The sequence below is a fragment of the Secundilactobacillus hailunensis genome, assembly GCF_005405185.1.
Lineage (GTDB): Bacteria > Bacillota > Bacilli > Lactobacillales > Lactobacillaceae > Secundilactobacillus > Secundilactobacillus hailunensis.
Genome location: NZ_BJDO01000026.1, coordinates 1 through 26,971, shown reverse-complemented (window position 1 = coordinate 26,971; position 26,971 = coordinate 1). Strand labels below are relative to the sequence as shown.

22 protein-coding genes and 2 pseudogenes are annotated in these 26,971 nt (G+C 43.5%); 18 read left to right on the top strand and 6 right to left on the bottom strand.

All coding sequences use genetic code 11. From position 1 onward, the window contains the following. Positions 1-122: 122 nt before the first annotated feature. The 7 genes from FFM73_RS07960 to FFM73_RS07930 all read left to right on the top strand — a co-directional run bounded on the left by FFM73_RS07960 (position 123) and on the right by FFM73_RS07930 (position 8,873). The gene (locus FFM73_RS07960) at positions 123-1,580 is read left to right on the top strand and encodes a glycoside-pentoside-hexuronide (GPH):cation symporter (protein WP_137631244.1); all 1,458 of its coding nucleotides are present in this window, start codon (positions 123-125) and stop codon (positions 1,578-1,580) included. 361 nt (positions 1,581-1,941) lie between these two features. Then, complete coding sequence (locus FFM73_RS07955; protein ID WP_137631243.1) at positions 1,942-3,333, top strand: aspartate ammonia-lyase; 1,392 nt, start codon at positions 1,942-1,944, stop codon at positions 3,331-3,333. Positions 3,334-3,486: 153 nt separating this feature from the next. Continuing rightward, the gene (locus tag FFM73_RS07950; RefSeq protein ID WP_137631242.1) at positions 3,487-5,418 is read left to right on the top strand and encodes an elongation factor G; all 1,932 of its coding nucleotides are present in this window, start codon (positions 3,487-3,489) and stop codon (positions 5,416-5,418) included. A 313-nt stretch (positions 5,419-5,731) separates the two neighbouring features. Then, positions 5,732-6,676: a Dyp-type peroxidase gene (locus FFM73_RS07945; protein ID WP_137631241.1), complete on the top strand. Its 945-nt coding sequence runs from the start codon at positions 5,732-5,734 to the stop codon at positions 6,674-6,676. A 121-nt stretch (positions 6,677-6,797) separates the two neighbouring features. Next, on the top strand, positions 6,798-7,511 hold the full coding sequence (locus tag FFM73_RS07940; RefSeq protein ID WP_137631240.1) for a glycosyltransferase family 2 protein: 714 nt from the start codon (positions 6,798-6,800) through the stop codon (positions 7,509-7,511). A gap of 26 nt (positions 7,512-7,537) precedes the next feature. Beyond that, the gene (locus FFM73_RS07935) at positions 7,538-8,044 is read left to right on the top strand and encodes a plasmid pRiA4b ORF-3 family protein (protein ID WP_137631239.1); all 507 of its coding nucleotides are present in this window, start codon (positions 7,538-7,540) and stop codon (positions 8,042-8,044) included. 193 nt (positions 8,045-8,237) lie between these two features. Beyond that, positions 8,238-8,873 carry an NAD(P)H-binding protein gene (locus FFM73_RS07930; protein WP_137631238.1) on the top strand — a complete coding sequence of 212 codons (636 nt, stop codon included), beginning with the start codon at positions 8,238-8,240 and terminating at the stop codon, positions 8,871-8,873. Between the two features lie 73 nt (positions 8,874-8,946). Here the strand turns inward: FFM73_RS07930 and FFM73_RS07925 are convergent, their stop codons facing one another. Then, the gene (locus FFM73_RS07925) at positions 8,947-9,576 is read right to left on the bottom strand and encodes a TetR/AcrR family transcriptional regulator (protein WP_137631237.1); all 630 of its coding nucleotides are present in this window, start codon (positions 9,574-9,576) and stop codon (positions 8,947-8,949) included. A gap of 125 nt (positions 9,577-9,701) precedes the next feature. Between FFM73_RS07925 and FFM73_RS07920 the strand changes: the two genes are divergently transcribed. The 11 genes from FFM73_RS07920 (at position 9,702) to FFM73_RS07870 (ending at position 20,976) form a co-directional block, all read left to right on the top strand. Further along, on the top strand, positions 9,702-10,628 hold the full coding sequence (locus FFM73_RS07920) for an SDR family oxidoreductase (protein WP_137631236.1): 927 nt from the start codon (positions 9,702-9,704) through the stop codon (positions 10,626-10,628). A 52-nt stretch (positions 10,629-10,680) separates the two neighbouring features. Next, positions 10,681-11,436: an SDR family NAD(P)-dependent oxidoreductase gene (locus FFM73_RS07915; protein WP_137631235.1), complete on the top strand. Its 756-nt coding sequence runs from the start codon at positions 10,681-10,683 to the stop codon at positions 11,434-11,436. Positions 11,437-11,487: 51 nt separating this feature from the next. After that, positions 11,488-12,336 (top strand): SDR family oxidoreductase, encoded by an 849-nt coding sequence (locus tag FFM73_RS07910; protein WP_137631234.1) that lies wholly within the window; start codon positions 11,488-11,490, stop codon positions 12,334-12,336. Positions 12,337-12,620: 284 nt separating this feature from the next. Further along, positions 12,621-13,985 carry a hypothetical protein gene (locus FFM73_RS07905; protein WP_235874479.1) on the top strand — a complete coding sequence of 455 codons (1,365 nt, stop codon included), beginning with the start codon at positions 12,621-12,623 and terminating at the stop codon, positions 13,983-13,985. Further along, positions 13,982-14,986 carry a hypothetical protein gene (locus FFM73_RS07900; protein ID WP_137631232.1) on the top strand — a complete coding sequence of 335 codons (1,005 nt, stop codon included), beginning with the start codon at positions 13,982-13,984 and terminating at the stop codon, positions 14,984-14,986. Before FFM73_RS07905 ends, FFM73_RS07900 begins: the two co-directional genes overlap by 4 nt. Continuing rightward, positions 14,986-18,102, top strand: a complete 3,117-nt coding sequence (locus tag FFM73_RS12775) for an SbcC/MukB-like Walker B domain-containing protein (RefSeq protein ID WP_235874478.1) — start codon at positions 14,986-14,988, stop codon at positions 18,100-18,102. The genes FFM73_RS07900 and FFM73_RS12775 overlap by 1 nt, the downstream gene beginning before the upstream one ends. Before the next feature lie 10 nt (positions 18,103-18,112). Next, positions 18,113-18,916: a DUF2399 domain-containing protein gene (locus FFM73_RS07890; protein ID WP_137631231.1), complete on the top strand. Its 804-nt coding sequence runs from the start codon at positions 18,113-18,115 to the stop codon at positions 18,914-18,916. Positions 18,917-19,169: 253 nt separating this feature from the next. After that, a complete protein-coding gene (locus FFM73_RS07885) occupies positions 19,170-19,616 on the top strand; it encodes a GNAT family N-acetyltransferase (protein WP_137631230.1) in 447 nt (148 codons plus the stop codon). A gap of 7 nt (positions 19,617-19,623) precedes the next feature. Beyond that, positions 19,624-19,968 carry an iron chaperone gene (locus tag FFM73_RS07880; RefSeq protein ID WP_235874477.1) on the top strand — a complete coding sequence of 115 codons (345 nt, stop codon included), beginning with the start codon at positions 19,624-19,626 and terminating at the stop codon, positions 19,966-19,968. A gap of 25 nt (positions 19,969-19,993) precedes the next feature. Then, entirely contained in the window at positions 19,994-20,518 is a 525-nt protein-coding gene (locus FFM73_RS07875; RefSeq protein ID WP_137631229.1) for a GNAT family N-acetyltransferase, read from the top strand. Further along, positions 20,515-20,976 carry a DUF8821 family protein gene (locus FFM73_RS07870; protein WP_137631228.1) on the top strand — a complete coding sequence of 154 codons (462 nt, stop codon included), beginning with the start codon at positions 20,515-20,517 and terminating at the stop codon, positions 20,974-20,976. Before FFM73_RS07875 ends, FFM73_RS07870 begins: the two co-directional genes overlap by 4 nt. A 53-nt stretch (positions 20,977-21,029) precedes the next feature. Here the strand turns inward: FFM73_RS07870 and FFM73_RS07865 are convergent, their stop codons facing one another. From FFM73_RS07865 to FFM73_RS07850, 5 genes and pseudogenes are all read right to left on the bottom strand, one after another. Continuing rightward, a complete protein-coding gene (locus tag FFM73_RS07865) occupies positions 21,030-22,652 on the bottom strand; it encodes an ABC-F family ATP-binding cassette domain-containing protein (RefSeq protein WP_137631227.1) in 1,623 nt (540 codons plus the stop codon). 178 nt (positions 22,653-22,830) lie between these two features. Next, complete coding sequence (locus tag FFM73_RS07860; protein WP_137631226.1) at positions 22,831-24,222, bottom strand: sugar porter family MFS transporter; 1,392 nt, start codon at positions 24,220-24,222, stop codon at positions 22,831-22,833. Between the two features lie 492 nt (positions 24,223-24,714). Continuing rightward, a complete protein-coding gene (gene phnW, locus FFM73_RS13000) occupies positions 24,715-25,845 on the bottom strand; it encodes a 2-aminoethylphosphonate--pyruvate transaminase (protein ID WP_235874480.1) in 1,131 nt (376 codons plus the stop codon). An 18-nt stretch (positions 25,846-25,863) separates the two neighbouring features. Then, positions 25,864-26,610: pseudogene (phnX, locus tag FFM73_RS12995) on the bottom strand (phosphonoacetaldehyde hydrolase); the annotation flags it as partial. 40 nt (positions 26,611-26,650) lie between these two features. Further along, positions 26,651-26,863 (bottom strand): annotated as a pseudogene (locus FFM73_RS07850) (ABC transporter permease); the annotation flags it as partial. Positions 26,864-26,971 lie beyond the last annotated feature (108 nt).

Genomic DNA, 26,971 nt, shown 5'->3' with positions numbered 1-26,971 from the left:
ATTTGAAACCGGTTACAACTATAATGTAAAGCAATAAGTAATCTAGTTTTACAAAATGACTTGTTTAATAGGTTGCGACATTATCTAATTTGCTATTACCAGTACACTTAGGAGGGTTCACATTGAAAAAGTATATTTCCTACGCCCTTGGTGCTTTTGGCCATGATGCGTTTTACAATACACTAAGTATATATTTCATGATGTTCGTCACTAGTCAATTGTTCACCAATGCTAGCGATGCCAAAATGGTTGGTTTCGTGACGACCTTGATCGTTGTGATTCGAGTTGGTGAAATTGCCTTTGATCCAATCATTGGTGGTATTGTTGATAACACCAACACCCGTTGGGGCAAGTTCAAGCCTTGGCTCATCGGTGGTTCGATCGTTGCTTCAATTGGTTTGATGTTAATTTTCTCTGATTACTTTGGTTTGACAACCAGTAACCCGATGTTATATCTCATTCTTTTCGGCATTACGTTTGTTATGTTGGATGGTAGTTATTCATTCGCTGACATTTCGTTTTGGTCAATGCTGCCAGCACTCAGTATGAAAGCTAAAGAACGGACGAAGTTTGCTACGTTTGCCCGGTTTGGTTCAACCCTTGGTGCTCAAGGTGTTATTATTATTATTACTCCAGCCATTATCTTATTCTCTAAATTATTTTCTGGTGCTAAGAATGGTCAGCAGACCGCTGCTGGTTGGTTAGGCTACGCCATTGTTGTTGCCGTTCTGTGTGTCGGTGGTGCTACGTTGACCTGCCTGAACACTAATGAACAGCACAACAAGATTCGGAGCAATACGAAACATACTGGCATCATCGAAGTCTTTAAAGTTATTGCGCAAAATGATCAATTACTTTGGATCGCATTAGCCTACTTCTTATTTGCCTTTAGCTACGTGGTTAACAACTCGCTTTTGATGTACTACTTCCGTTACCGTTTAGGCAATGCTGGTGCTTATAGCTGGGTTGGTGTTATCACTTGTATCCTAGGTGTTATCTCAGTTGCTTCGTTCCCAAAGCTTGAAGCACTCATTCACCGTAAGGCCATCTTCTGTGGTGGTATTGGTGTGATGCTGCTTGGCTACATTCTCTTCCTGTTCGCCGGAACCAGCCTACCAATGGCACTGGTTGCAATCGGTCTATTATTCTTCCCTTACCCATTGATCTTCTTAGCCACATTAATGGCAATTACTGATAGTGTTGAATATGGTCAATTAAAGAGTGGTCACCGTAATGAATCCGTTACGTTATCCATTCGTCCGTTGATTGATAAGCTGTCTGGTGCCATTTCAAATGGTGTCGTTGGTATTGTTGCCGTGGCAGCAGGGATGACTGGAAATGCCAAGCCAAGTGATATTTCTGCTTCTGGTGTTTTCCACTTCAACACGTTTATGTTCTATATTCCAATGGTATTGCTGGTTATTTCAGCATTGATCTTCTATACCAAAGTTCAATTATCCGAAACGAAACATGCTAAGATCGTTGAAAAACTGGAAACTAAGTTGGATGCAGACGACGTTGATGCTGATGCGAGTACAAAAGTAAACGCTAAGACTAACGCCGTTCCAGATCACTCATAGTCGATAATAGTTAAATTAAAATGGCATATAAATATTAAATTGGAAGCGGTCTCTATTAAGTTAATAGGGACCGCTTTTTTTGGCTTAAACTTAGCAAATAGCGTAGACGGCAGGTAAATTATGATATTGTTACAAATTTATGTTATGTTTTATAACATAAAAGCAAATCAATTTAATTCAACTCACTAGAACTAGAAGCTTGATATCAGTGACTTTTATCGAAAATCCATAATTGGTATATATAACATCACCTAAATAAATATGGCTTTTCAGTTGAAATTTTAAAATATTGGTCTATGATAACGAATGTAATGTTATTAAACCTTACATGAATTTAAAAGAGCGATAGGAGCGGATGAATATGAGAATTGAGCATGATTGTATTGGGACATTAGCGATTGATGATGATGCCTTGTATGGTATTCACAGTAAGCGGGCAGAGGAGAATTTCCCAATTTCAAATGAGAAGCTGCATCCGTTACTTATTGAAAGTCTGATTCAGATCAAAAAAGCAGCTGCCGAGGTCAACTTCAAAGCCGGTACCTTAGCTGCTAACAAATCTCAGGCCATTGTTAATGCCTGCAATCAGCTCTTGCTAGGGCGTTATTCCGAGGCTTTCATTGCACCTGCAATTCAAGGCAGCGCGGGCACATCGGCTAACATGAACGTTAACGAAGTCATCGCGCACTTGGCTGAACGAATGACTCCTGGGCTGAAGGTGCATCCAAATGACGACGTGAACCAGTCCCAATCGACGAATGATACTTTTCCGACGGCGGGTAAAATGGCTATGCTCAAAAAGCTACCGGCTTTACTAACTGCTATCGATTCTTTAAAAACAGCATTGCGTGACAAGGCTGATCAGTATGCCGAAACGGTTAAAGTTGGCCGTACGCAACTTCAAGATGCTGTACCAACTACTTATGGCAACACATTTAGAGCCTACTGGTCGATGTTTAGTCGGGACACGAAGCGATTAACGACTGCCAAGGCTGTATTGACCGAAGTGAACCTGGGGGCAACAGCCATTGGGACCGGCCTCAATACCACTGACACGTACCAGGCCACTATTGTGCCTACGGTTAATAAACTTTCCCAGTTATCTTTGACGCAAGCCACTAACTTAATTGATGCCACTCAAAACTGCGATGCGTACGTCACCTTTTCCAGTGCTTTAAAAGCGTTGGCAGTTGACCTTTCAAAATTCTGTAACGATCTGCGGTTACTGTCCAGTGGCCCGCAAGCCGGATTGGCTGAACTCAAATTGCCGGCTAAACAGGCTGGGTCATCGATCATGCCTGCCAAGGTCAATCCGGTCATTCCAGAAGTGGTTAACCAAGTTGCTTTTCAGGTGATTGGTAACGATACTACGGTCACGCTGGCTGCTGAAGCGGGGCAGTTGGAACTAAACGCCTTTGAACCAATTATGTTTCGTGATATTTTGGCGAGCGAGACCTACCTTGCGAACGCTATCCAGACGCTGGTTACCAACTGTGTCACCGGCATCACGGTCAATGAAGATCGCTGCAGAACAAACGTTGAACACTCTGCTGTGGTTGCTACGGCATTGTCACCTTATTTAGGCTATGAAACGACCACTAAATTGGTTAAACGTGCGGTGAAGGAAAACCGTTCCATTCGTGAAATCCTCAAAACGGAACATCTACTAGCGCCTAAATTAGTGGATGAACTGCTGTCATCAACTAATTTAACCAATCAGAAAGGGTACCATGCTATCACGCGAGAGGGGTAATTTAACCATAACGTGAAGGCTTTCTTGAATCTCAGTGGTTTGAAAGATCAATTCATTTACGAATTGATCTTTTTTGTCGTTTATTGACTGGTTGATTATTAATGAAATCATGGAATAATAGGAGTATTGAATAAACACAGGAGGCGTGGCCATATGAAACACATCGTAACAGGAATTATTGCCCACGTGGATGCAGGGAAAACGACTTTATCTGAAGCGTTGCTGTATCGGGCCGGGACCCTTTCACAGCTGGGCCGCGTGGATAACGGTGATGCGTTTCTTGACCCCGATGATCTGGAGAAGAAACGCGGCATCACGATTTTTTCTCACGAAGCGAGTTTACAGTATCATCAACTTAACTTAACGTTACTGGATACGCCGGGCCACGCGGATTTTGGTGCCCAGACAGAACAAGTGTTGAGTGTTTTGGACTATGCGATTTTGGTAGTTTCCGCTACCGATGGCGTTCAAGGCTATACGCGGACGCTGTGGCGCTTGTTAGCCCAATACCAGATTCCAACCTTCATTTTTGTGAATAAAATGGATGCCCCAGGCGTTGATCGTGATGAGATGCTGACTCAGCTTCAGGCGGAATTAGCACCAGGTTGTTTAGCATTTGACGGTGAAAAGATTGCAGATAGCTATGAAGATATTGCCTTGCAGGACGATGCTGCACTGGATAGTTACATGGCTTCAGAGACCCTTAGCGATGACGTGATTCAGCACTTGATCAGCCAGCGGAAGGTCTTTCCAACTTATTTTGGGGCTGCTCTTAAATTAACTGGCGTGGAAGCGCTGATGGCTGGTTTGGAACGGTGGACCAGTGAACCGGCACCTAAAAGTGAATTTGGTGCGCGCATTTTTAAAGTTTCTCACGACGAAAAGGGCGAGCGGCTCACGTGGGTTCGCGTTACTGGCGGTGAACTGCATCCCCGTGATGAGGTGTTACCCGACCAAAAGATCAATCAGTTACGGCAGTATAATGGGGTTAAATACACGGTGAGTCAGTCGATTACCGCCGGCGAAGTCTGCGCGATCACCGGGCTAACGGGTACTCGTCCGGGCCAAGGCTTAGGTGGCCTAGCCGACAGCAAGACCCCATTGCTGCAGCCGGTGCTAACCTATAAGGTCGATCCGAATGGGAACGATTTGCACGCCTGTTTAACGGCATTGCAGCAGCTGGAAGATGAAGATCCGCAGTTGCACGTCACTTGGTCCAATCAACTGCAGGAGATTCGGGTGCAGTTGATGGGGACCATGCAACTAGAAGTGATCCAGCAGTTACTGCAACAGCAGTTTCAGCTTAATGTGGCCTTTGATGAAGGTAGCATCTTATATAAGGAAACGATCACTGCACCAATAGAGGGTGTTGGCCACTTTGAACCCTTGCGACACTACGCTGAGGTGCATTTGCTTATGGAGCCAACGGAACGTGGTAGCGGTGTGAGTTTTGCTGCTAATTGTTCCCTGGAAGTACTAAGTAAAAATTGGCAGCATCTGATCATGACTAATTTAGCGGCTAAGCAGCATCTTGGTGTGTTGACTGGCGCGCCGATCACCGATATGCGCATCACGTTGATCGGTGGCCGTGGCAGTATTGTGCATACGGTTGGCGGCGACTTTAGAGAAGCTACTTGGCGAGCGGTCAGACAGGGGTTGATGATGACTAAACAGCAAGGTTCGGCACAATTACTGGAACCCTGGTATCAATTTCGGCTGATGGTCACCCAAGACCAAGTTGGCCGGGCGATGAACGATATTCAGCGGATGTCCGGCGAATTTGAAACACCAGATAATACTGGTGGTACAGTGGTCACACTTACTGGTAGCGCACCGGTGGCTGAGATGCAGGGTTATGCTCAGACGGTGAATGCCTATACCCATGGTCAAGGTGAACTGGAATGCGTGGTTGACGGCTATCGGCCGTGCCATAATGCTGCTGAGGTGATAGCGGATAAAGACTACAATCCAGTGGCAGATTTGGAAAATACGCCGGACTCTGTATTTTGTGCCCATGGTGCTGGCTACCCAGTGAAGTGGGACCAGTTACCAGTGATGGCGCATTATCCTTATGCGAAAAGTTAGAGAGTGAATTATATCGAAAAGAGTGGGCTGATCAAGTATTGTTAACTGATCGGCACGCTCTTTTAATATAGATGGGCTGACAGAATTTAGAATTTTGCTCACCAAATCTGGATAAGTTTGGCAAATTAATCAATTATGTACTTTTGAGTAGAGCAACTTGATGGTAATGATAATAAGGTCATCAAAAAATTTAGAAAGCGCTTTAATCGGCATTTAAAAGTGTTAAAATTAAGTCAATTAAGAATAGTTCTAAAATAGAACACTCTTTAAACTTTGTATATGCATTTCTAATGTATATAAGGAGGAATTTAATATGACAATTGATTTAAAAGACGTCCAGTCAGTCTATAAGGATGCAGGTAGCAACATTATCTTTTCAACGCTGAATTTAAAGCGGCAAGATCACGATGCTGACTTAGACATGGTTCGAGATTTGGCAGAGCACTTACCGGCGTTTGAAAATTCGTTGAATATTCGCTACCCAGATGCTGGATTAGCCGTAGCGTTTGGCTTTTCGCGCAAAGCCTGGGATTACCTCTTTCCGGATGCTAAGCGACCTAAGGAGTTGGAAGAATTTGAACCAGTGGTAGGCCCCAAGTATACGGCACCAGCAACACCGGCAGATTTGTTCTTTCACGTTCGGGCCAAGGATTCAGCGGTACCCTTTGAATTAATGACGATGGTGATGGAACGGATTCAAGACAACGTCACCGTACTTGATGAAACCCATGGCTTCCGGTACTTTGAGGGCCGTGCCATTATTGGGTTCGTGGACGGTACAGAAAATCCCAGTGCTTTGGATACCCCGGATTACGCGGTGATTGGTGACGAAGACCCAGCTTTCATCAATGGGTCGTATGCCTTTGCCCAGAAGTATGTTCATGATATGACAGCCTGGAACAAGTTGAAAACTGAACAGCAGGAACAAGCAATTGGGCGTAAAAAGTTTAACGATGTAGAATTGGAAGACGACCAGAAGGCTCCCAATGCACATAACATCGTCGCTCAGGATAACGAAGGCGGCGTTGAGCATAAAATCGTGCGGATGAACGTCCCGTTTTCTAATCCGACTGAAGGTGTTAACGGGACCTATTTCATTGGGTATTCGCGTCACTGGGAGGTCACTAAGCGGATGCTAGAAGGAATGTTTACTAAATCTGACCGCCTGCTGGACTTCTCAACACCAGAAACCGGGGAGTTATTCTTTATTCCATCGCGGACAGTGCTGATTAAGATTGCGGATGGCGAAATATTTTAAACATTAAATAAAGATTGAGGTCTGTCGCTTTGGGCAGGCCTTTAATAGTGAGTGAAGATAATTGACTATGTCGTATATTCTGCCATAATGACAGCAAAATTAAATTCGTGGGGTGAATACGATGACCAAGCTGACATTAGTGGTACCAACCTATAATTTAAGTCATTATTTTGCTGATACGCTGGCAACAATTGCCGCTCAAACAGAAACCTTTGAACTTTGGCTGGTAGATGATCATTCGACGGATGGCACGGCAGAAAAGGCAGTTCAATTTACTAATGGCATCCCAATGTTTCATGTGGAACAATTTACCGCGCATCAAGGGGTATCTGCTGCCCGGAATTTTGGCATCACCCATGCTTCGGGCGATGCAGTCGCCTTTGTTGACGGCGATGATCGCTTACATCCGGATTACGTTAAAACGCTGGCACGGGGCTTTCAAGCCGATACACCGGCAGTTGCGGTGGGGTATCGGTGGTGGAGCCAACCACTTGATCAACGGGATCACTATGAACAGTTATCCCAGCAAGAGATGTTTCAACAAGCCAGCCGGCACGGTTCAGAAGTCGGCGGTTATATTTGGAATAAAGCCTACTCATTGCCGGCCCTGCGACAACAGCAGCTGCTGTTTGACGAGTCATTAACGATTGCTGAAGATTATCTTTTTACAGCGACCTTTGTTGCGAATAATCCCGGCCTGTATCGCTACGATCCGGCCGTGAGGTATACTAAGGTCAATCGGCCTGGCAGTACGATTCATTCACGAAGTCTGTCAGAGCGAAATGTTGAAAATCAGGTATTTGATCGCATTTATCAGATGGGCGAGCGTATATAGTCTAACTTGGCTTGTGGGGGTGCCTTATGACAGAGAGTAGTATTATGCAACTAAAAGTAACGTTAAGTGATGTAAAGCCGGGGACTTGGCGACGGGTTCTGGTCCCGACGAGTATTCGCTATGACCAGCTTCACGCTATTATCCAAGTGTTGTTTGGTTGGACAAATAGTCATCTGCATAGTTTTTCACCAGTCAAGGATCCTACTACTGAGTATGGTATTGTTATGCCGAACTTTGATATGGGTGAAGGAATGCGCAACGAAACTGAGTTCTTCGCTTACCCAGATTTAGAAAAGGGCGACGTGACGTATATCTATGATTTTGGTGCGAGCTGGACCCATCAGATTGAACTGGAAAAGATGGTGACGATGAAGTCCTTTATCGAGGCTAAACAGCACCAATTGCCGGTTGTCCTGGCTGGTCGTGGTCCAGAACGCATAGAAGATACCGGCAGTCGTGGCAACACCTTTAATAGTGCGACGATCAATGCACTATTCGCGGAATTTGCCGGTAGCTGGGATGAGGCGTATTAAAAGACGGCTATTGGAAGATGGCTGTTTTTTTATTTTAGCTATTGATGAAAGTCACTCACCATGAAATGTTAGCTTGATTAAGTGGTAAATGATTAATGGTTGACAGGTGAATTAAAATTGGTTATATTATATCAGTGGTCGGCAACCTAATTGGAATTAACTAAATTTAAACTTTATTATGGGGGGATTTATTATGAAAGTCGGTATTATTGGGGCAACAGGACACGTTGGTCAAGCGATTTACAAAGAAGCAGCTGCGCAGAATATTGAGGTCACGGCAATCGTCCGCGATGCTAAAAAGGGGCAGAAGTTATTTGGTTCAGATGCCCAAATTCTGGAAAAGGATGCCTTAGCATTGACCTATTCAGATTTAAAGGGATTTGATTATGTTGTGGATGCTTTTGCGTCACCAAAGGCTTATCAGCATATCGATGTGGCGACTAATTTAATCACCATGTTCCGTGAAAATACGGCTACGAAATTAGTCTTTATCATCGGTGCCAGCACTTTATTAGATGACGATGGCCAACCAATGATCGATACGGTGTTGAAAAAGTACGCGGGTCAACCTTGGATCGACGCACCAGTTCAGCAAAGTCATGAATTTGAATACTTAAAGTGGATCAATAACGTCGATTGGATCGCTGCTACTCCTCAAAATGAGTTAATTGAAGGACCCAAAACCAACTTTAAAATTGGTGGCGACCACCCAATGGTAAACAAAGACGGTAAGGAAACAACAACTATCGGTAACTTTGCTGCAGCAATCGTACAGGAAATGACTGACTCTAAGTACATTAGACAACGTTTTAGTGTGGTAGATGCTTAAAGATTTGGTTCACAAAAATAGTCTGAAACTACTGAAGGATGGTAGTTTCAGACTATTTTTATTGCCTCCGATTCTATTTATCTTGATCAAAGAAAACCGTTTCTCGTTGCCAAATAGCAATCAGCTGGTCGATTTCAGTAGTATCAAAGACGTCTTTTTCAGGTTCAGAAAAATTAACGATGATGGCTTCCATCCCGGGCGCAAAGAATAATTTAGCAGCCACGTTACAATCAGTGATATACAACTCTCTGTTGTCAACTCGTTTTTGCAAGAAGGTGGCCAGCAGTTTGCGCATATGATCGGTCCCTTCGCGCGTAATGGGGGTCACTTCAGCCTCAAAATCATCTTTATAGTAAAGCATAATCGACATTAAGTACCAGTTGTGATAAAAAATGGCCACGAACTGATGAAAAAATAAATGTAGTGCATCAATGAGCGAACGGTCACTTTCTTGCGCCATTAAGGTGGCTAATTTGTCAAATTCTTCTTTAATATCCGTAATTAGAAGTATTTTAACGATATCTTTCTTACCTGCTGGGAAATAGTGATAGAGCGTGCTCACATTTCGACCACTGGCATTAACGATATCACTGACTTTAGTTTTATCATACCCTTTGGTTTTAAAAAGGTGCTTAGCAGTATCGATAAATAGCTGTTTACCGCGATTATATTGATCCTGCCGTTGTGATTGTTTCCCCGTCATAATAATCTTCCCCCTCTGTTCAAAACTATTATACACGAAAATAATTTAAAGAAAACTCATAAAGTAATACTTGACGAGTTTGTTGAAAGGGGATACACTATGGTCATTAAAGGAGGTTGTGAAATATGTTACTAGTTACCTGCGCATATGGTAAAGTTGGTCGTCAGATCGTCCCTTACCTTGCCAAAAAAGGGTTTGATATTCGTGCCATTGACATGAACCCAGACATTAAGAAATTTGAACAACAAGGAGTTAAAGAAACCCTTGTTGGTGATAGCCGTGATCCAAAATTCCTCGCTGAAGCAATGAAGGGCGTCGATCGGGTGCTTTACATTCCACCGCAGTTTACTTACCAAGAAGCTAAGATGGGCCGTATGGCAATCGATGCAGCCATCGATGCTAAGGTCAGCAAGTATGTTTACCTCTCTTGCATGTACCCGAACATGAGCACGCTGCTGCAACACCGGATGAAAGCTAAGGATGAACAATACCTACTTTATCGTGGTTTTGAAAGCGGCTTAGACTGGAGTGTCATTCGGCCTTCAACGTATCATCAAAACATCTTCATGAAGATGTTCTACGATATGGGTGAATATCCAAGTATGTGTGACATCGACAAGCTGGTCTCATGGGTCGACCCATTGGACGTTGCCGATTGTGCCGCTAAACTGTTGACTGAAGATGGCTACAAGTACGCGATCTACACTGCAAGTAACGAATCCATGACACCACGAGACGTTGCCACTGTCATGAGCAAAGTTTCTGGTAAGGAAATTACACCAATTTCCGTACCTGAAGATAAGTTAGTTGAATATTGGCCAGATTACTTTGCAGGTAGCGACAGTTTCGCAACTGAAACCTTCTATGCCTTACGTAAAACTTACAACAAGTGGGGCTGGGCTGGTAACAACAAGCAATTGATCGAATTACTGGATCACAAGCCTCGCAGTGTTGCTAACTGGTGTGCCCGTCAATTAGTTGCTAACGGCATCAAGCCTACTTGTACAGTAGCTGAAACCGAAAAATCAGCAGATAGTTCAGAATGGCTTTAATGTTTCATGTGAAATAGTTATTAAATGCTTATAAGAAAAGGAGTGTTTTATAATGGCTGACAGTAAAAAAATTGTGACGTTGATCACTGGTGCCGAAAGAGGTATGGGTTTTGTTGAAGCTAAGACATTAGCACAACATGGTCAATTCGTCTTCATCGGTGCTTACGATATGGAACTTGGTCAAAAAGCCGTTAAAGAATTACAAGATCAAGGATTAGACGTTGCTTTGTTACACTGTGACATTACCGATCAACAAAACATTGATGATGCGATTAAAACCGTTAATGATAAATTCGGCTACCTCAATATTTTAATTAATAATGCTGGTATCCCAGGACATCAAGATGCTTTACCAACGAAATCAACTGTCGAAGAGTTACGTAAGACCTTTGACACTAACTTCTTTGGAACCTATGCAATGACGAGAGCTGCAGTTCCGCTATTGAAGAAGGCTTCATATGGTAAGATCATCACTATTACTAGTGATATGGGTTCATTGGGCTTAGCTACAGATCCAAAGTCCATGTTCTCACACATTATTTCCTTCCCATACCAAGCTTCTAAGACAGCTTTGAACGCCATGACCGTTGCCTTTAGTAAGGAATTCAGAGACGCTAAGATCAACGTTACAGCCAACTCAGTTAACCCTGGTATGACCGCTACTGATTTGGTCGACAAGGAATTATTTGAAAAGAATGGTGCTAAGCCAGTTGAAAGTGGTGCTCACCGTGCCATTACACTTGCCTTAGACCCTAAGAACGATGCTAACGGGACCTTCACAGAAGATGCCGGTATCGTACCGTGGTAGTTTAACTATCCTGATTTGCATGATCAGATGATTTGAAAGGAGCACTATTTTATGATTACAGTTACTTCAGCTGCTGGACATGCTGGTAGCCACGTTGTTAAAGCATTAGTGGATGCTGGCTTCGAAGTCGGTGCAGCTGACATTAACCCAGCAGTTAAAGATTTACCAGGTATCAAGCAGGCTTTCGTCGGTGATTTAACCGATATTACGGTAATTGATGAAATTACTAAAGCCAGTGATAAGATTGCCTACATTCCACCGCTGTTTTCCGCAGAGGAAGGTTTGATCGGTAAGACAATGATCGATTTAAGCATTAAGAACGGCGTTTCACAATTCATCTTCATTTCTGTGACTCACCCAATCTTGACCACACTCTTGCAACACGTTGAAAAGCGTGATACTGAAGAGCACTTGATCTATGCTGGTATGTCAACGCAATTGCCATACACCATCTTGCAGCCAATGCACTATATGCATAACTTTGATCCTAAACGGGTGCACGATACTGGTAAGTACGAAAACTTCTATGCTTCTGATGGCAAATTATGCTACGTTGATCCTTTGGACGTCGGTGAAGTTGCCGCTAAGGTTGCTAAGGACCCAGATACCTACAACAAGGCAACTTTCGAATTAGTCGGCACTAAGAAGACGTACACCCCTCAAGACTTGGTTGATACTTATAACAAGATGACTGGCGAACACGCTGTTGCCACTCATATCGACCTCGAAAAGTTCTTGGATGAGAATCACATTAATGATCTTTATATGCGTCAAGCATTTAAGCATTTGTCTGATACTTATTCTAAGTGGGGCTTGGATGGTAATCCATTTGTGCTTAAGACGTTGCTTGGACGCGAACCAACCACTTTTGAAGAGTATTTGAAACGCGAAATCAAGTAATTTTTTAATAGAATAATAGTGTCAGAAAGGGACGATTTCTAACGGAAATCGTCCTTTTTGGCGTAGATAGCTATCGCTAGTGACTAAATCACGATATACTTCTAATTAATAATCTGTATAGGAGGAATCAGCATATTACTATCCAAATAGCGCCAGCACTTAAACGCCTTTTGCTGGCAACCAATTTAGGCTCCAGTCGTGACCATCCGTTAGCTGGGTGGGACGTTCTAACAATTCTTTATCAGGGCAGTGTGGGAAACGAACAACCACGCACGAGACGATTTTTGATCAACCAATATAACGTCGCTTATTTAGACGCTGAAAATGACGAGGCACCTATAACCGATGCAGTCATGACCAGTGTTTTAACAGAGCTAGCTGACCAAGCTGGATTAGTTGAAAAATCTCGACGAAAGATCCGGGAGCGGATGCAAAGCGGGACTTATCACACCCGGCAATCCGATATTTATCAGATTACGAGCAGCGGCATTGAGTACCTTAAAATGATGCAAAAGGTGGTCGATGCGGAAAATACCGTGGTTTCCAATACCAATCGAATCAATGATTTTAAGCGATTAATTACCATTTTGGCTGATGACAGTGCGGATGCGATCAGTACGGAATTGTATAATAACTTCCATAATATGATCACCGCCTATGATGATGTGACTAAAGGGATGCACAAGTTGGATGAAGATCTGGAAACTTTGGCAAATGATCTCGCCTTTAATCATGGCAGCCAAGCCGCCCAGCACCTGCAAAAGATGCTGAAAGATAAGGCGGTGCCCGCTTTTAATACACTGTTAGATCAAGGCCACATCATTCACGAACTCGCGCATTCAACGGCGTTTGCTGAACGGGTAGCACGTAGTCAGCAGGGGACGGATGATCTAGATGCGAATCACGCCATTGATGATAAGGTCAGCATGATTCATCGCTACCGGCAAACAACTGCGTATGTTAGCCGCCAAATGGTCGCCATGAGTCTTAGTTTTGAAGCCAGTTCCAGTGCCATTGATGGCAGCATGGACTCAATTTACCTGCTGTTTGAGACGATTTTACGAGCCATTAGTTTATTGAGCCGGGAATTCGACCATATTAATAAGCAGACCATCGATATTAAAGACCTGACTGGGAAAATTGACCAGTTAATGAAACGCTATCAGCAATTATTGGTTCCTGAAGCGTTGCCCCAACATCTCGCAAAAGACCGCGACATTGAAGACCCAACTGATCTACTCGATGCCACAACAATGGGCCCCGTTCAGTATACGGCGGTTGACCGACAGCGAGCGGTAGCCACTGAAGATGATAATCCAACGGTGGCTCCAGATACTGAGATTGAACGGGATGCAGAAGCCGGCTTAAAGGAGTTTCAGGCACTAGTTATGCGCGATGCTGACACGGTCGTGGTGGATGGTGATCTCAACTTTCAGACTCAAATTGCCCGTGATGAAGTTGCTCGGTTATATGGTGCGATAAATTATGACCGATACAGTGGCTTTTCCGCGTTTGGACGGGCTATCACTAATGCTAAAGCCTTACCTCATACCGGGCAGATCCAGTTGCATTGCCGCAACGAACGCTTTAGTGTGTATCTCCCCAGTGGTTTTAGCGTTGAATTTGAACAACGAGGTGAACAAAAATGATTGAACTGCAAGCAACGGAGCGTTATGTGATCAATCAATTACTTGATCACCAGGTCTTTACAACGGCCATTACCCCACGGATGGCAACGACTCAGATCGATGCGATTAATAGTGTCAAGCAGCGGTCGCATCAGCAGCGGATCAGTGCTTACTTTCGCAATTTGTTGGGAGTCGTGCCGGAATATTATCAAGCTAATTTACTCTTATTATTTGGACCAGGCAGTTTAAATCCGGACGAAGTTCATGTCCTGCTGGCCACGTTGAAGGCGGTCATCAACTTACCAGACATTCAAGATAACCAGACTGGCCAAGTGGTTGAGACTAAGATGATTATCAATCAAGTTTATTCAGAAGCGGCTAACTTAAGTGAAAAAGTGATTTTTCGCTACATTACACAACTATTTGTTGAGCGCTTTAAACTCTTTAAGCCGGATCTACCAGAAAGTGCGTTTACGGATGAAGAAGTGGAAGTTAATGAGTATTGGGATATCAGTCCCGATTTTGTGTTGGTCGCCCAGGCTATCGTCAATAGTTTGATGAGGCCGGATGATGTGACGGCATATACTGATCAGCAGCAAGTCAATCGCGCACTCTTGAAGAAGCGCTTTTTAAGTCCAACGACCACACCGAGTTTGTGGGCCAAATTAGTTTCCAATAAATCAGAAATCGCGGCGCAATGGCAAGTCCTTGGTCGCTTTGACCTTGAGTGCGGCGATGACTACGCGCTATTGCTTGACCGTAATCGCCAATTGAGTACGGCCCGGCCGTTTATGATTGCGATTGCCGTTGCGCATTCGCTGGGTGAGGGGTTTGAGGCTGACCAGCTTACTAAACGAATCCAGTTAATTGCCCGTCAATTATATCCAGATAACACGGTAAGCCCCAGTGCGGTCAAGGAAATGCTTTGGGATAATGCATTAGCCTATCAGACAGATGGATTCGTGTTACCAACACCGCTTGCAGACCGCTTTCAAGTACGTACGCCTAGAGAGGACGACTAATGACAATGACTTTACAAGAACACCTCGTGCCAGTGACTTTTCATCTCCGCCAATTTAATAAATATATCAAGTTAGATGTTGACGCTTCCGAAAAGGGTAACCTGACGTTAACTGGTGATAATGGGGTCGGCAAAACGACACTAGCGAACTGCTTTTTCCCAATGCTGATCGATGGTTCAATCGCTACACCGTCGTTTAATTCGGCGAAGGGGACCGAAAAATTAGATCAATCAGCAACTGCCCGGAATAGTGCACGAGATACAAGAAACTTTGATAGTATGTTGCTCAGTTGGGGCGACGGTGCGATGAAAGTACGTACCGGCTACAGTTACATGACGTTAAAATCCAGCAGTCGCCAAGTTATTTTGGGGATCGGTGCGCATCGCGCCGTTGGTGATAAGCGTAAGCTAACCTGGTGGTTTGTTGCGATTCGAGAACAACTAGCACCTGATTTGGAAATCGTAACGACGGATGCGGATGGTAAGGGACTAGACAGGGAAGCGTTTAAGGCAGCTAATGAATCCCTTGGCAAGCAACTCGTTATTTTTCGAAGTGCGGATGATTATCGTGAATACGTTGCCGAACATGTTTATGGATTTACCAGTGGCAATGCACTAGCCGAGCTGACAAAAGTATACCGGTTATTAGCGTCACCCATTTTAACGGCTGGTAATGCGCGCTTTACGCCAATTAGAGAGGCACTGAAGACCGCTCAAGAAGGTATTGATGGCCAGGTGATCCAACGGGTCGCTAATAGTCAGCGTGAAGTGAATCGGTTAAATGGGGTTCTAAAGCGGATCGATACCGCGCAAAAAAGGTTGGAACGGATGCGGCAGGAAATCTTCTGGCGGAATTTGAATCAGCTAAAAAGTAAGTTATTAGGTCCTTATACTCAGGCTCATACCGAATTTGAGGAAATTAGTGATGAGCGTGATCAGCTGGTGATTCGAACGAAGGCTATCAAAAAGGAAAATGACACTGTTAGTCAGCTTCTAGCAAGTGCTGAAGAAACGCTCAAGGCGTTGCGAGAGAAGGCTGCCCAGCAACAAGCGGCAGCTGAATTGCGGGAACAATATCAGCAGCGAGTGACTTCTCTGCAAGCAACGTTAGCGCGTAATGAGCAGCAAAGTCAGCAAGTTGAGCAGTATCAGCAAAACCTTGCCCAGCTGCAAGCGGATATCGATAGCGCTAATGATCAGGTTGAGCAGATTAAAGCAGAACAGCTAGTGCCGCAACAAGCGGCCCTGAATGCTAAAAGTGCGCACTTAATTGGCCTAGCTAAGACTATTACTCAAGTTGATCTACAAGAAATCAGTTCGAATTTGAAAGACTACTTACAAGCCTATCAGCAACTAATTACCCGTTATCACGGCCTTGAAGATGCTGGTAACAGAACCAGTAAAGATGTGGCAATCGTTCAAGGCATACAAACGAATATGGGAACCGCAATCGATCAGGATACTACAGGCGCCTTGATGGGGCGGACCCGTGAACGGCTGCACAGTGATAACCAACGCATCCATGAGGCCGGTGCTGCGCAAATGGATGCGCAGTATCAGCAGTTAGTCGCTCAAATGCAAACTTTAATCAATGAACATCCTGATTTAGAGCAACTGTTAAAAGATCAGACATTAATGACGAGCTTGAAAACGTTAAGCGATAGGTTGATAGACGCGTTAAATCAGCTTAGTCAATCCCAAGCCGAGTTAAAAGTTAAACACGACCAAAGACAGCTGGTGCAAACTAATCTGGAAAGCTTGCAGACCACGATGGACTTGGAATTTGATGCTGAACAAGTTAAACGAGAGATTCAGGAGCTCTCAGAAAAATTAGCTCACCAGCAAATCGATGAAACTTTGCCGGACCAGCTTAAGCAGATCAACAGCGAAGTTGAGCAGTATAATCAAAAACGGGCGCAGTTTACGAGCGAAATCAGTGGTAATGAGGCCCGAATCGGCGAAAAAGAAGGCCGTTTGAAGACGCTGCATGATGAACTGACAGATCAGGAACAAGCTATTTTGACTGCGGTCAAACAACTGGCACCATATTATCCGGATGACGTTCATTTGAACAGTATTGATGATGTCTTAGACTTTGAAAAAAGTCATCGCAGTCAGATCAGAAATAGCAATATTATCGATTTTAGTACCCAAGTTAGGCGGCTTATTCACCGGCATGATGGTGACCGGGTTGATCGTAATGCGCTTGATGATTTATTTGAGGAGCGAGGTTACACGGCTATTTCCGAGCAGATGCGACAGCAGTCAGTCATCCAAGACGGTGCCGTTAACCTACCGGCATTTGACTTACAACAAGCTCTTTCGCTGATGGTCAACGACGAAGCCAATGTGACGCGAGCACTGGCAGAGATGAAAATGGGGAATGACGTGGCTTATCACGCTTATGTGACTGCCGCAGTCACGTTGATCAGCGCGCAATATGATGTTATCGATACGTATAACCGGATGTTAACGGAAGGTGGCCTAGACAGCCAGAGTATTAAACTGAAAGTGACGTTAACGCCTGACACGGTTGATCAGGCAGTGATTGATGAAGCACGAAATGCACGCTTGCAGGAGCGGCCAGCTTTATTACAAGAAGTTGAGAATCGGCTGAATCGTTTGGCGAATAATACGGAAATTGCGGATGACGATACCGCGTTCATGGATGCAGCGAGATCACTGTTGGATACACGGCAATGGTCAAACTTTCGGGTGCTGATCAAGCGGCGGCAAAATAACGATGATGAGTTTGAAGAGGTCGATGATAAATTTGTCCAGTCCGGTGGTTCTGGTGCCGAAAAAGCTCAAGCCATGGTATTGCCGCTACTATTAGTTCCTAAAATGGTGTTAGAACGGGCTAAAAAAGACGATGCGCCATACCTAGTGATGTTTGATGAATTCGCTGATAAACTGGATCCGGATACGGCCAAGTCGTTTGCTAGAACGATTGCTAATTTTGGCTTTAATTTCATTGCGACCATGCCCAGCGGTGCGCAGAATAAGATCTTGGCTGATGGTGTTGAAAACGTGGTTTATGACGTCATTGCGCCCAAGCAGCAAAACGATGGGCGTTTCCACACTAACCAAGTACAGCAGACAATGAATTGGAGATAACGGGACATCGATGGTTGATTATATAAATATGTATGAGGAACAAACAAAACGAAAAGCGCCAGCGAACGCAGCTGCCTTAACCCCGTTGTTTGACCAGCTAGCGGCAGGAAAAGTTTTACCGCCATTGGGACAACAAGCCGTAGATCTTGGTCTGACCGCCCATAGTTTAAATAATGCCAGTGAGGATCCGGAACTGTTTAGTTATTATCAATGGATCATGCGGCACTGTTTTGAGCATGAAAAAATCGATCAGCTCTCAGCCAAGTTAATTGGGATGGCGTTTACCTGTGCCAATGTTTTTCAGACAGACATCCCTCAGCCATTAACCCTCAATCCGTGGCAGGTTCCCGAAATGCTGGCTTACCCATTAAAAAACCGACAAGCAGTGATCGTAGAGAACAACGGAATCTTTGTCCTTTTGCACCAACGCAACCCTGAGTGGCCGTTAATTAATCAGAGCGGCAATGATTTTAATTCAACCTATATCACGGTGGTTCAGCGATTAGAAGCCCGGGGTGTTCAACTTACGTATCTCGGTGATCTTGACAGTAAGGGGATTCAGATTGCAGATACCCTTTACCGAAAGCTGAAGCATACTTCAATCGAGACGTTTACTGCGATTCAAAGTACCATGAACGTGACGAAATGGTTATCACTAAAAGGGAAAACGGATGCTAAACGGACAGAAAACTTAACTATCCAGACACCGCAGCTGAAAGACCAGCTGGATGCGATTCAGGTATTTGGACGATTTGTGGAGCAGGAACAGCTGGTTAAAGAATACGAAACGCTTATCGCGCAGTGGTTAAAGTAGCTGATTTTAAAACAGCTAGCAACGAGGCAGCGTCAAAAGCGTAATTAAATAAGTAAGTACAAAAATGGATTGCTGATTTTTTTAATTTCAGCAATCCGTTTTTGGTGTAAATTGAACGAGTAACGTGACGACAATAGAGGACGGTAAGTGATAAGCTTAAGTTATCGATTATGTTATAATGCCTTTAAAATTGATATAAAGTGATTTAAATTTCAACGGGTAATCGACTGTAAAGATGGAATGGAGGACCTCTATGAGACTAAGTGTAAAGAAAACGGCAGAATTATCGGTACCTGAATTACTAGAGATTATGAAAGCCCGGGTCAAGGTTTTCGTAGTCGAACAGGAGTGTCCTTATCAAGAAATTGATGATCAAGATGATGACGCCCTTCATATGATTCTACGAGTTGATGGGCGGTTAGCAGCTTATACCCGGATCGTTAAGAGTTCTGAACCGGGCTATATGAGCTTTGGCAGGGTTTTAGTGGTCAAGGACTTTCGAAAACAGCATCTGGGTCGGGAAATCGTCAGTGCAACGATTGAAGAAATTGAACAGGATTTCCCGGGAAATAATATTAAAATTGCCGGCCAGTCTTACCTGCAAAAATTTTACGAATCGTTTGGTTTTAAGCCGGTCTCGGATGTGTATTTAGAGGATGGCATTCCCCACATTGATTTCGAACTGAAGGTCGTGGAGTAGGGGCTAGATGATGACTGTGATTACAGAATATATCGCTAAACAACCGCAAGAACACCAGCAGCAACTGATAAAATTATATCGGTTACTGAAGACAGTTTTGCCCAATGCAGAAGAACGGCTTTCTTATGGGATGCCGGCATTTTTCCAACCCAAAGCGGTGCTCTATTTTGGTGCCAATCAGCATCATATTGGCATCTACCCAACGAGTGAGGGCATTGCGTTTTTATCAGCTGAATTGGCTGACTACCAAACCACCAAAGGCAGTTGGCACGTTGCGTATGACAAACCACTACCTGAACAGTTAATTATTAATCTGGCGCAGCATCGTCTAACGGTTGTCCAGCAAGGCTAAATTATAATTCTGGGGAGTTTTCAGTATGACAGCAGTCACCATTGAACCAGCTAATGAAAATTCAGATTTTGATGCTATTCGTCAGGTTTATTACCAGACCTGGCTGGCAACTTATCAAAATCAGTTACCAAGTACCATTTTAAAAAGATTAACCCCGGCAACGTGGCAGCCTGAACAACGCTGGCAAAATATGCAGTTAGCGCTAACGGATACGAATCAGATTGTCGGCGTGTGTAGCTACGGACCAGCTAGATTAGCTGCTTGGTCAGCATATGGTGAGCTTTATTCCATCTATATTTTGCCAGAATACCAGCATCAAGGGCTTGGTAAGCGGTTGATTGAACCGGTACTGAAGGCGTTAACTGCTAAGTATCAGCAGATCTATCTTGAGGTTTTAACGACTAACCTTAGTGCGCAACAATTTTACACTCGAATGGGATTTTATCAAACTGAAACTAACCGTGTCACTAATGTGCCGGGTGGTAAACTAAGAACAGCTGTATTTGAAATGGCATCAGCGGATAATGTTAAAAATGAGGTGAATAAATGAGCTATCAAGTTGATTTTAAAAACGTTGAACAAACTGGCTTAGAGGCATCACCAGTCGCACCAGCACTAGCTGGGTTACGCGCTAACGAGGCACGGTATTTTTGGAATAAATACAAGCACGAATACGTGACGGAACCAGCTAGTGAACATCCAGAGTTAGTGGACTATGTTAATGATGTGTTGTCAGAGCGGGACTTGAAGATTCAATCTAAACCCTTAGAAGTTTCACAGTTCGAGGTTGAAGGGACTAGATGGACCTATGTATTCTATGAGAGCGGATTGGCGATCAACGTCATGTACGCTTTAGATCCTGATGGAAAACGGTCGGTTGGCTTTAAGCTTTCAGATGGTATGGCAGTACCAGTGGAACTTGTAGATAAATTTAAATTTGCCCGGCAGAAATCTAAGTTAGCAGGAACCATTCGTGGCAGCTATTTCAAAATCAAAAAAGAACATTAAAAAACGTCATCTCAAATTTTGAGATGACGTTTTTTAATAGACCTTCGTTACTGTTAATAAATTTTAGCGACTTGCGCTTGAGCAGCTTCGTGTGCCATAAATTCATCATAGGTGGTATCGGCACGGTCAACCACACCCTTAGGACCAACTTCAACGATATGGTTAGCAATCGTTTGAATAAATTCATGATCATGGCTGGTAAAGACCATTGAACCACTGAAATCAACCAAAGCATCGTTTAAACTCGTGATGCTTTCCAGATCCAGATGGTTAGTTGGGTCATCTAGCAAGAGGACGTTGGCCTTGCTTAGCATCAATTTAGAAAGATAACTGCGGACTTTTTCGCCCCCAGAAAGGACGGGAACTTCTTTGAGCACTTCATCACCCTTAAACAGCATCTGACCGAGAAAACCACGCAGAAAAGTGTTGTCACTCTCTTCTTTGCTGGCGTATTGACGCAGCCATTCGAGAATGTTCAGATTTTCGTTGCTAAATTCGGGATTTAAATCCTTAGGCATGTAAGCCCGGTTAGTTGTGACACCCCAAGTAATTGAGCCGGTATCGGGTTCCATCGTGCCAGCCAGAAGTTGCATCAGAATACTAGTGGTCACATCGGAACGTGAAATTAACGCTGCCTTATCGCCAGGACGGAGGATGAAGTTAACGTTATCGAGCACTTGGTGACCATCAATCGTCTTGCTGACATTTTCAACCCGCAGTAAATCATTGCCTAATTCGCGCTCAGGCGTGAATTTGATAAATGGGTATTTACGAGAACTGGGTTTGATGTCGTCTAAGGTAATCTTATCGAGTTGTTTTTTCCGAGAAGTTGCTTGCTTAGATTTTGAGGCGTTTGCTGAGAATCGCGCGATGAAATCTTGCAACTGTTTAATTTGTTCTTCTTTTTTGGAATTAGCTTGGTTACGCAGCTTTAAGGCGAGTTCTGAACTTTGTAGCCAGAAGTCATAGTTACCAACGAAAAGTTGAATTTTACCAAAATCTACGTCGCACATATGGGTGCAGACGGCATTTAAGAAGTGACGGTCATGGCTGACAACTAAAACGGTGTTGTCGTAGCCAGCTAGGAAGTTTTCTAGCCAGCTGATGGTCATGGGATCCAAACCGTTAGTCGGTTCGTCCAGAAGTAATACGTCAGGCTTGCCAAATAGTGCTTGAGCTAGTAAGACTTTGATCTTTTCACTTTCTGGCAGGTCTTTCATCAGTGTTTGCTGCTGATCTTCAGCAATACCCATGGATTGAAGCAATTGGTTAGCATCACTTTCAGCGTTCCAGCCGTCCATTTCAGCAAATTCGCCTTCAAGTTCAGCAGCTCTGATCCCGTCTTCATCGGAAAAGTCGGCTTTGGCATAGAGCGCGTCCTTTTCGGTCATGACTTGATAGAGGTGTTCATAGCCTTGCAGAACAGTGTTCAAGACGGTTTGCTCATCAAAGGCAAAGTGATCTTGTTTTAAACTACTCATGCGTTCGTTTGCGCCCATTGAAACAGTTCCGGTAGTAGGGGCCAATTGACCCTCTAATATTTTAAGAAAAGTTGATTTGCCGGCTCCGTTAGCACCAATAATGCCGTAACAGTTGCCGGGAGTAAATTTTAAATTAACGTCATCATACAGTTTACGGTCCGAAAAACTCATGGACACATTGGTTACAGTTAACAAAGTTAGTACCTCACTTTTTGGTTGTCGAAATCAAGAAACGTGAATCCGTCCCTACATAGTATCAGATTTACCCGCCAGTTTCCATCGAAGAGACGTGAGAAATGTATTTATCGGGTAAAAAAAGGACCTCCGAATTTTTAATTCAGAGATCCTTTTGGATATTTAAATGCAGAAAAGATTACTTTGCGGCTTTTTTAGCTTCCTTAGCTGCTTCTTTATGACGCATTTCCATTTCAATCTCTTCAAGTGTTTTGCCACGGGTTTCAGGAACCGCGTAGATAACAAAGAAGATTGAGACGATGGCGAAGAAACCAAATACTAAGAATGGACCACCGACGTTGTTGTGGAAGAAGGTCAATAATACTAAGAAGAATTGTGAAACGATGAAGTTACCGATCCAGTTAGCAGCTGAACCAATTGAGTTACCAATCCCACGAACGTTCAATGGGAAGATTTCACCTAACATTAACCAGCAAATAGGACCCCATGAAACCGCGAAACCGATGATATAAATGGCAATTAAAATCATCGTTGGTACCGCAGCAGCCTTAACACTCATAGTGAAGTTCAGGAATGATAAGATGAAAATTGAAATTGTCATGACGATTGAACCGAAGAGCAAGATGGTCTTACGGTTAAACTTATCCATGATTTTATATGCCACAACCGTGAACACGAAGTTGACGATCCCAATACCAACGGAAACCCAAATCGCATCACCGTCTGGAAAACCAAATCCTTTAATAAAGACTTGTGGTAAGAAGTAAATAACAGAGTTAATACCAACTAATTGTTGTAACAGCATTAAACCAATGGCAACCCCAACAGCTGGACGGGCAAAGGTGAATAATTCCTTAATGCCACCCTTAGGCTGATTAGCAACGGCTTGGATGTCAGCTAATTCCTTATCGGGATCTTGATCGGTCTTAGCACGCAGATCATGCAAGACTTCTTTGGCTTCATCAACTTTACCTATTTCAACCAAGTATCTTGGGGATTCAGGTAAGACTAATGAACCGAAGAACAGGCAAAGTGCAGGAATCAAAGCTGATCCTAACATCCACCGCCAATCACGGATACCTAACAAATTATGTCCTAAGAAGCCTAAGTTAGATACATAAGCTAACAGAATACCTGCCGTAACCATCAATTGGAACATGGTCCCAAGTGATCCACGGTGAGGGGCATCAGCTAGTTCAGCCAAGTAAGCTGGTGTTAATGCAGAAGCAGACCCAACGGCGAACCCTAAGATAATCCGGGCAATAACCATTGAGACAAATCCTGAAGCGGTCATTGATAATCCTGAACCAATTAAAAAGAGGATAGAAGCAAACAGTAAAAGCCGCTTCCGACCAAATTTATCTGATAAAGAACCAATTGACAAGGCACCAATTGAGGAACCAATTAGAACGGACGAGGTAATGAAACCAGTCTGTTCAATATTTAGACTGAAATTGTGTTCAATCAGTGATGATGCACCTGAAATAATACCAGTATCAAATCCAAATAAAAGGCCACCCAGTGCGCCGAAAGTGAATATAAACCAAGTACTTAAATGACGAACACGCACAATAATCTCTCCTAACGTATAATTGCTATAAGTTTTTAACAGTATTAATTGTAGTTCATTATTAAAAAAACACAAACGTTTACATTGCCTATAAGACTAAATTTAAAGCGATTTCATGTTTGGATAGGATAGCGCTTTTTTTCACGAGAAAAAGCGTTAAATTCATGTTAATTTACTCACATGTGCTGCTATCAGCCCATCTACATTCACAAGTCAACGTTTAAGCGCTTGAATATAAATACTATAGGTAAATATTTTTAGCAATTGGTATACCCCAAGAAATTTTTTTATTTTTTTTGGTTGATCAAAAATAACTGGGCAATATGCATTTTTTATTTCATGTGAAACAATTATTCTCTTAATAATACCTTTATCGTTAAAAGTTAACGCGCACTAGTAATTCTCCTTGCTCGGAGAATTACTAGTGCGCGTTATTATCGAAATATTTTTCTCGGGGGGAGTAGCTCTTAATGTTGTTTAAGGTAGCCGCTGTTAGTTACCAACCGGTAACTGTAACGTTTCTTTGGTGTAGGTTGTGATTAAATCCAGTAGATGATGGATATCTTCGGCAGAAACTTCACCAATATTGCCAATCCTAAAACTATCGCATTTTGAAACCTTTCCAGGATAAATGATAAAGCCACGGTCTTTGAGATAGTCGTAAAATGCTCGGAAATCAAAGTCAGTCATTGGAAACTTGAAAGAGGTAATAATTGGTGATTGGACGGACTTATCAATGACTAATTCATAGCCAAGGTCCTGCATGCCTTCACGTAAAAGCGTTTCGTTAGTCTGATAACGATGTGTTCGGACACTTACGCCACCCTCCTGATCGAGTTCTCGTAAGGCCTCAGCAAAGGCGTAAACAACGTGAGTCGGTGATGTAAAACGCCATTTGCCATCATGATTTTCAAAAGTTTGATATTGGGCATATAAATCAAGTGCTAAGGAGCGGGCGTTTCCCTTGGCTTTTAGCAAGGTGTGCTTCTTGGCTAACACGATACTGAAACCGGGTACGCCTTGTATGCACTTATTTGAACTGGTAATGAGGTAGTCAACATGGAGCTGTTCTAAATCAATTGGGACACCGCCAAAACTAGACATGGCATCGACTAATGTAATAATGCCCTTAGCTGCCAAAGCAGGAATGATGGACTCGATTGGATTTAAAATCCCCGTCGTGGTTTCACAGTGGACAACCGCAAAATGGGTGATTTCTGGATGTGCTGCTAGCACCTCTTCTACTGCTGTTAACGTGACAACTTGATCTTCTGGTACTGGCAGTACAACGTGAGGGATTGCTAAATATTCCGCAATTTCGATCATTCGATCACCGTAAGCACCGTTTGCGGCGATTAATAATGTGGCACCTTTCTTCGGAACAGCTGTACCAATAGCAGCTTCAACGCCAAAACTACCGCTGCCTTGCATTAAAATGGCGGTATAATCTGCTTCTGAAGCGTTACCGATCGTCACTAATTCATGACGCACCCATTGTGTAAGTGCCTTGTAATCATCATCCCAAGTACCATGGTCGACTAGCATGGCTTCTTTAACTGCTGAACTAGTTGTTAGTGGTCCGGGGGTTAGCAATAGTGGCGGTTTGTGTTGCTGATCATCAATTGATTCAATCAGTGGAATTAAATCAGTGAGGTTATTAATAATTTCATCGGCCCCAGCTTCTTTGAGGATTGCAGCTGCTTTGATTCGGTATCGAGCACGTTCTTCAACATTCAATTGATTGAATTCCTGTTGAGACAGTCCAATTAAATTACCGCCCTCGGCCACACCGATAGAAATTGTGCCGGCATTTTTACCTTCTAGGACATCGTTGACGGTATCGCCAACTTTAATCACGTGAGTTGGATCAGCAATCGACATTTTCTTCACAGCAAGATCAATCATGTCTGATTTGGGGCGACCAACGAGATTGGTTTGTTCTGAGGTGATGTTATAGATTGGTTTGTAACCTTGCTCAGCTGCTAAAGGCAGTATTTGATCAAGCATCGCTTGTGTATATCCCGTTGTGGTTGCCAATTGAATATGATGTGAGTTAGCGAACTTGACTAATTCAGTTACACCGGGCTTTAAATCAGCGGTTGCGACCAATACTTTGTTGATTTCAAGCTGAAACTGAGCATAAATTGTTTCCGTGGCATGGGTTAGCGGAATGGTAGGATGGTTGGCTTCCCAAGAACTTGAAATCTCGTGTTCTTGAAGTAATTTACGTACGTGGGTCATTTTATCTAAGCCGACATCTTGACGGATAGTTGCTTCGCTCAGATCAATGTTGAAGTGAGCGAAGGCGTTTTTAAAGGCGATGATGGGCGCCCGACTGCCATAATCAACAGTGGTACCGGCCCAGTCTAATACAATGGCTTCAATCATAAATTTTTCTCCTAATAGTTAGTTCAACGGCGTTATTCGACTACTGATCAGTAACAGAACGCAGACGATAGGAAATGATTTCCAGTACTAGCGCAAAGGCTAAGATCATATAGACCATGACGCCGACTTCGTGAAAATTGAAATAAAAGCTACTCGACATGAAAAGCTGATAACCGATGCCACCAGCGCCGGCAGCCGCACCCACGGCGATAGCGTCCGCAAAGTTAATCTCAAAGCGAATAAAGGTCCAACTGAAGTAACTTGCACTATGCCCTGTCAAGTTGACAAATGAAATAATATAAAGTTTTATGTGTTCCTAAGCGGCTTCACTCCAGTATTCGTCTGGAGTGAGGCCGTTTCT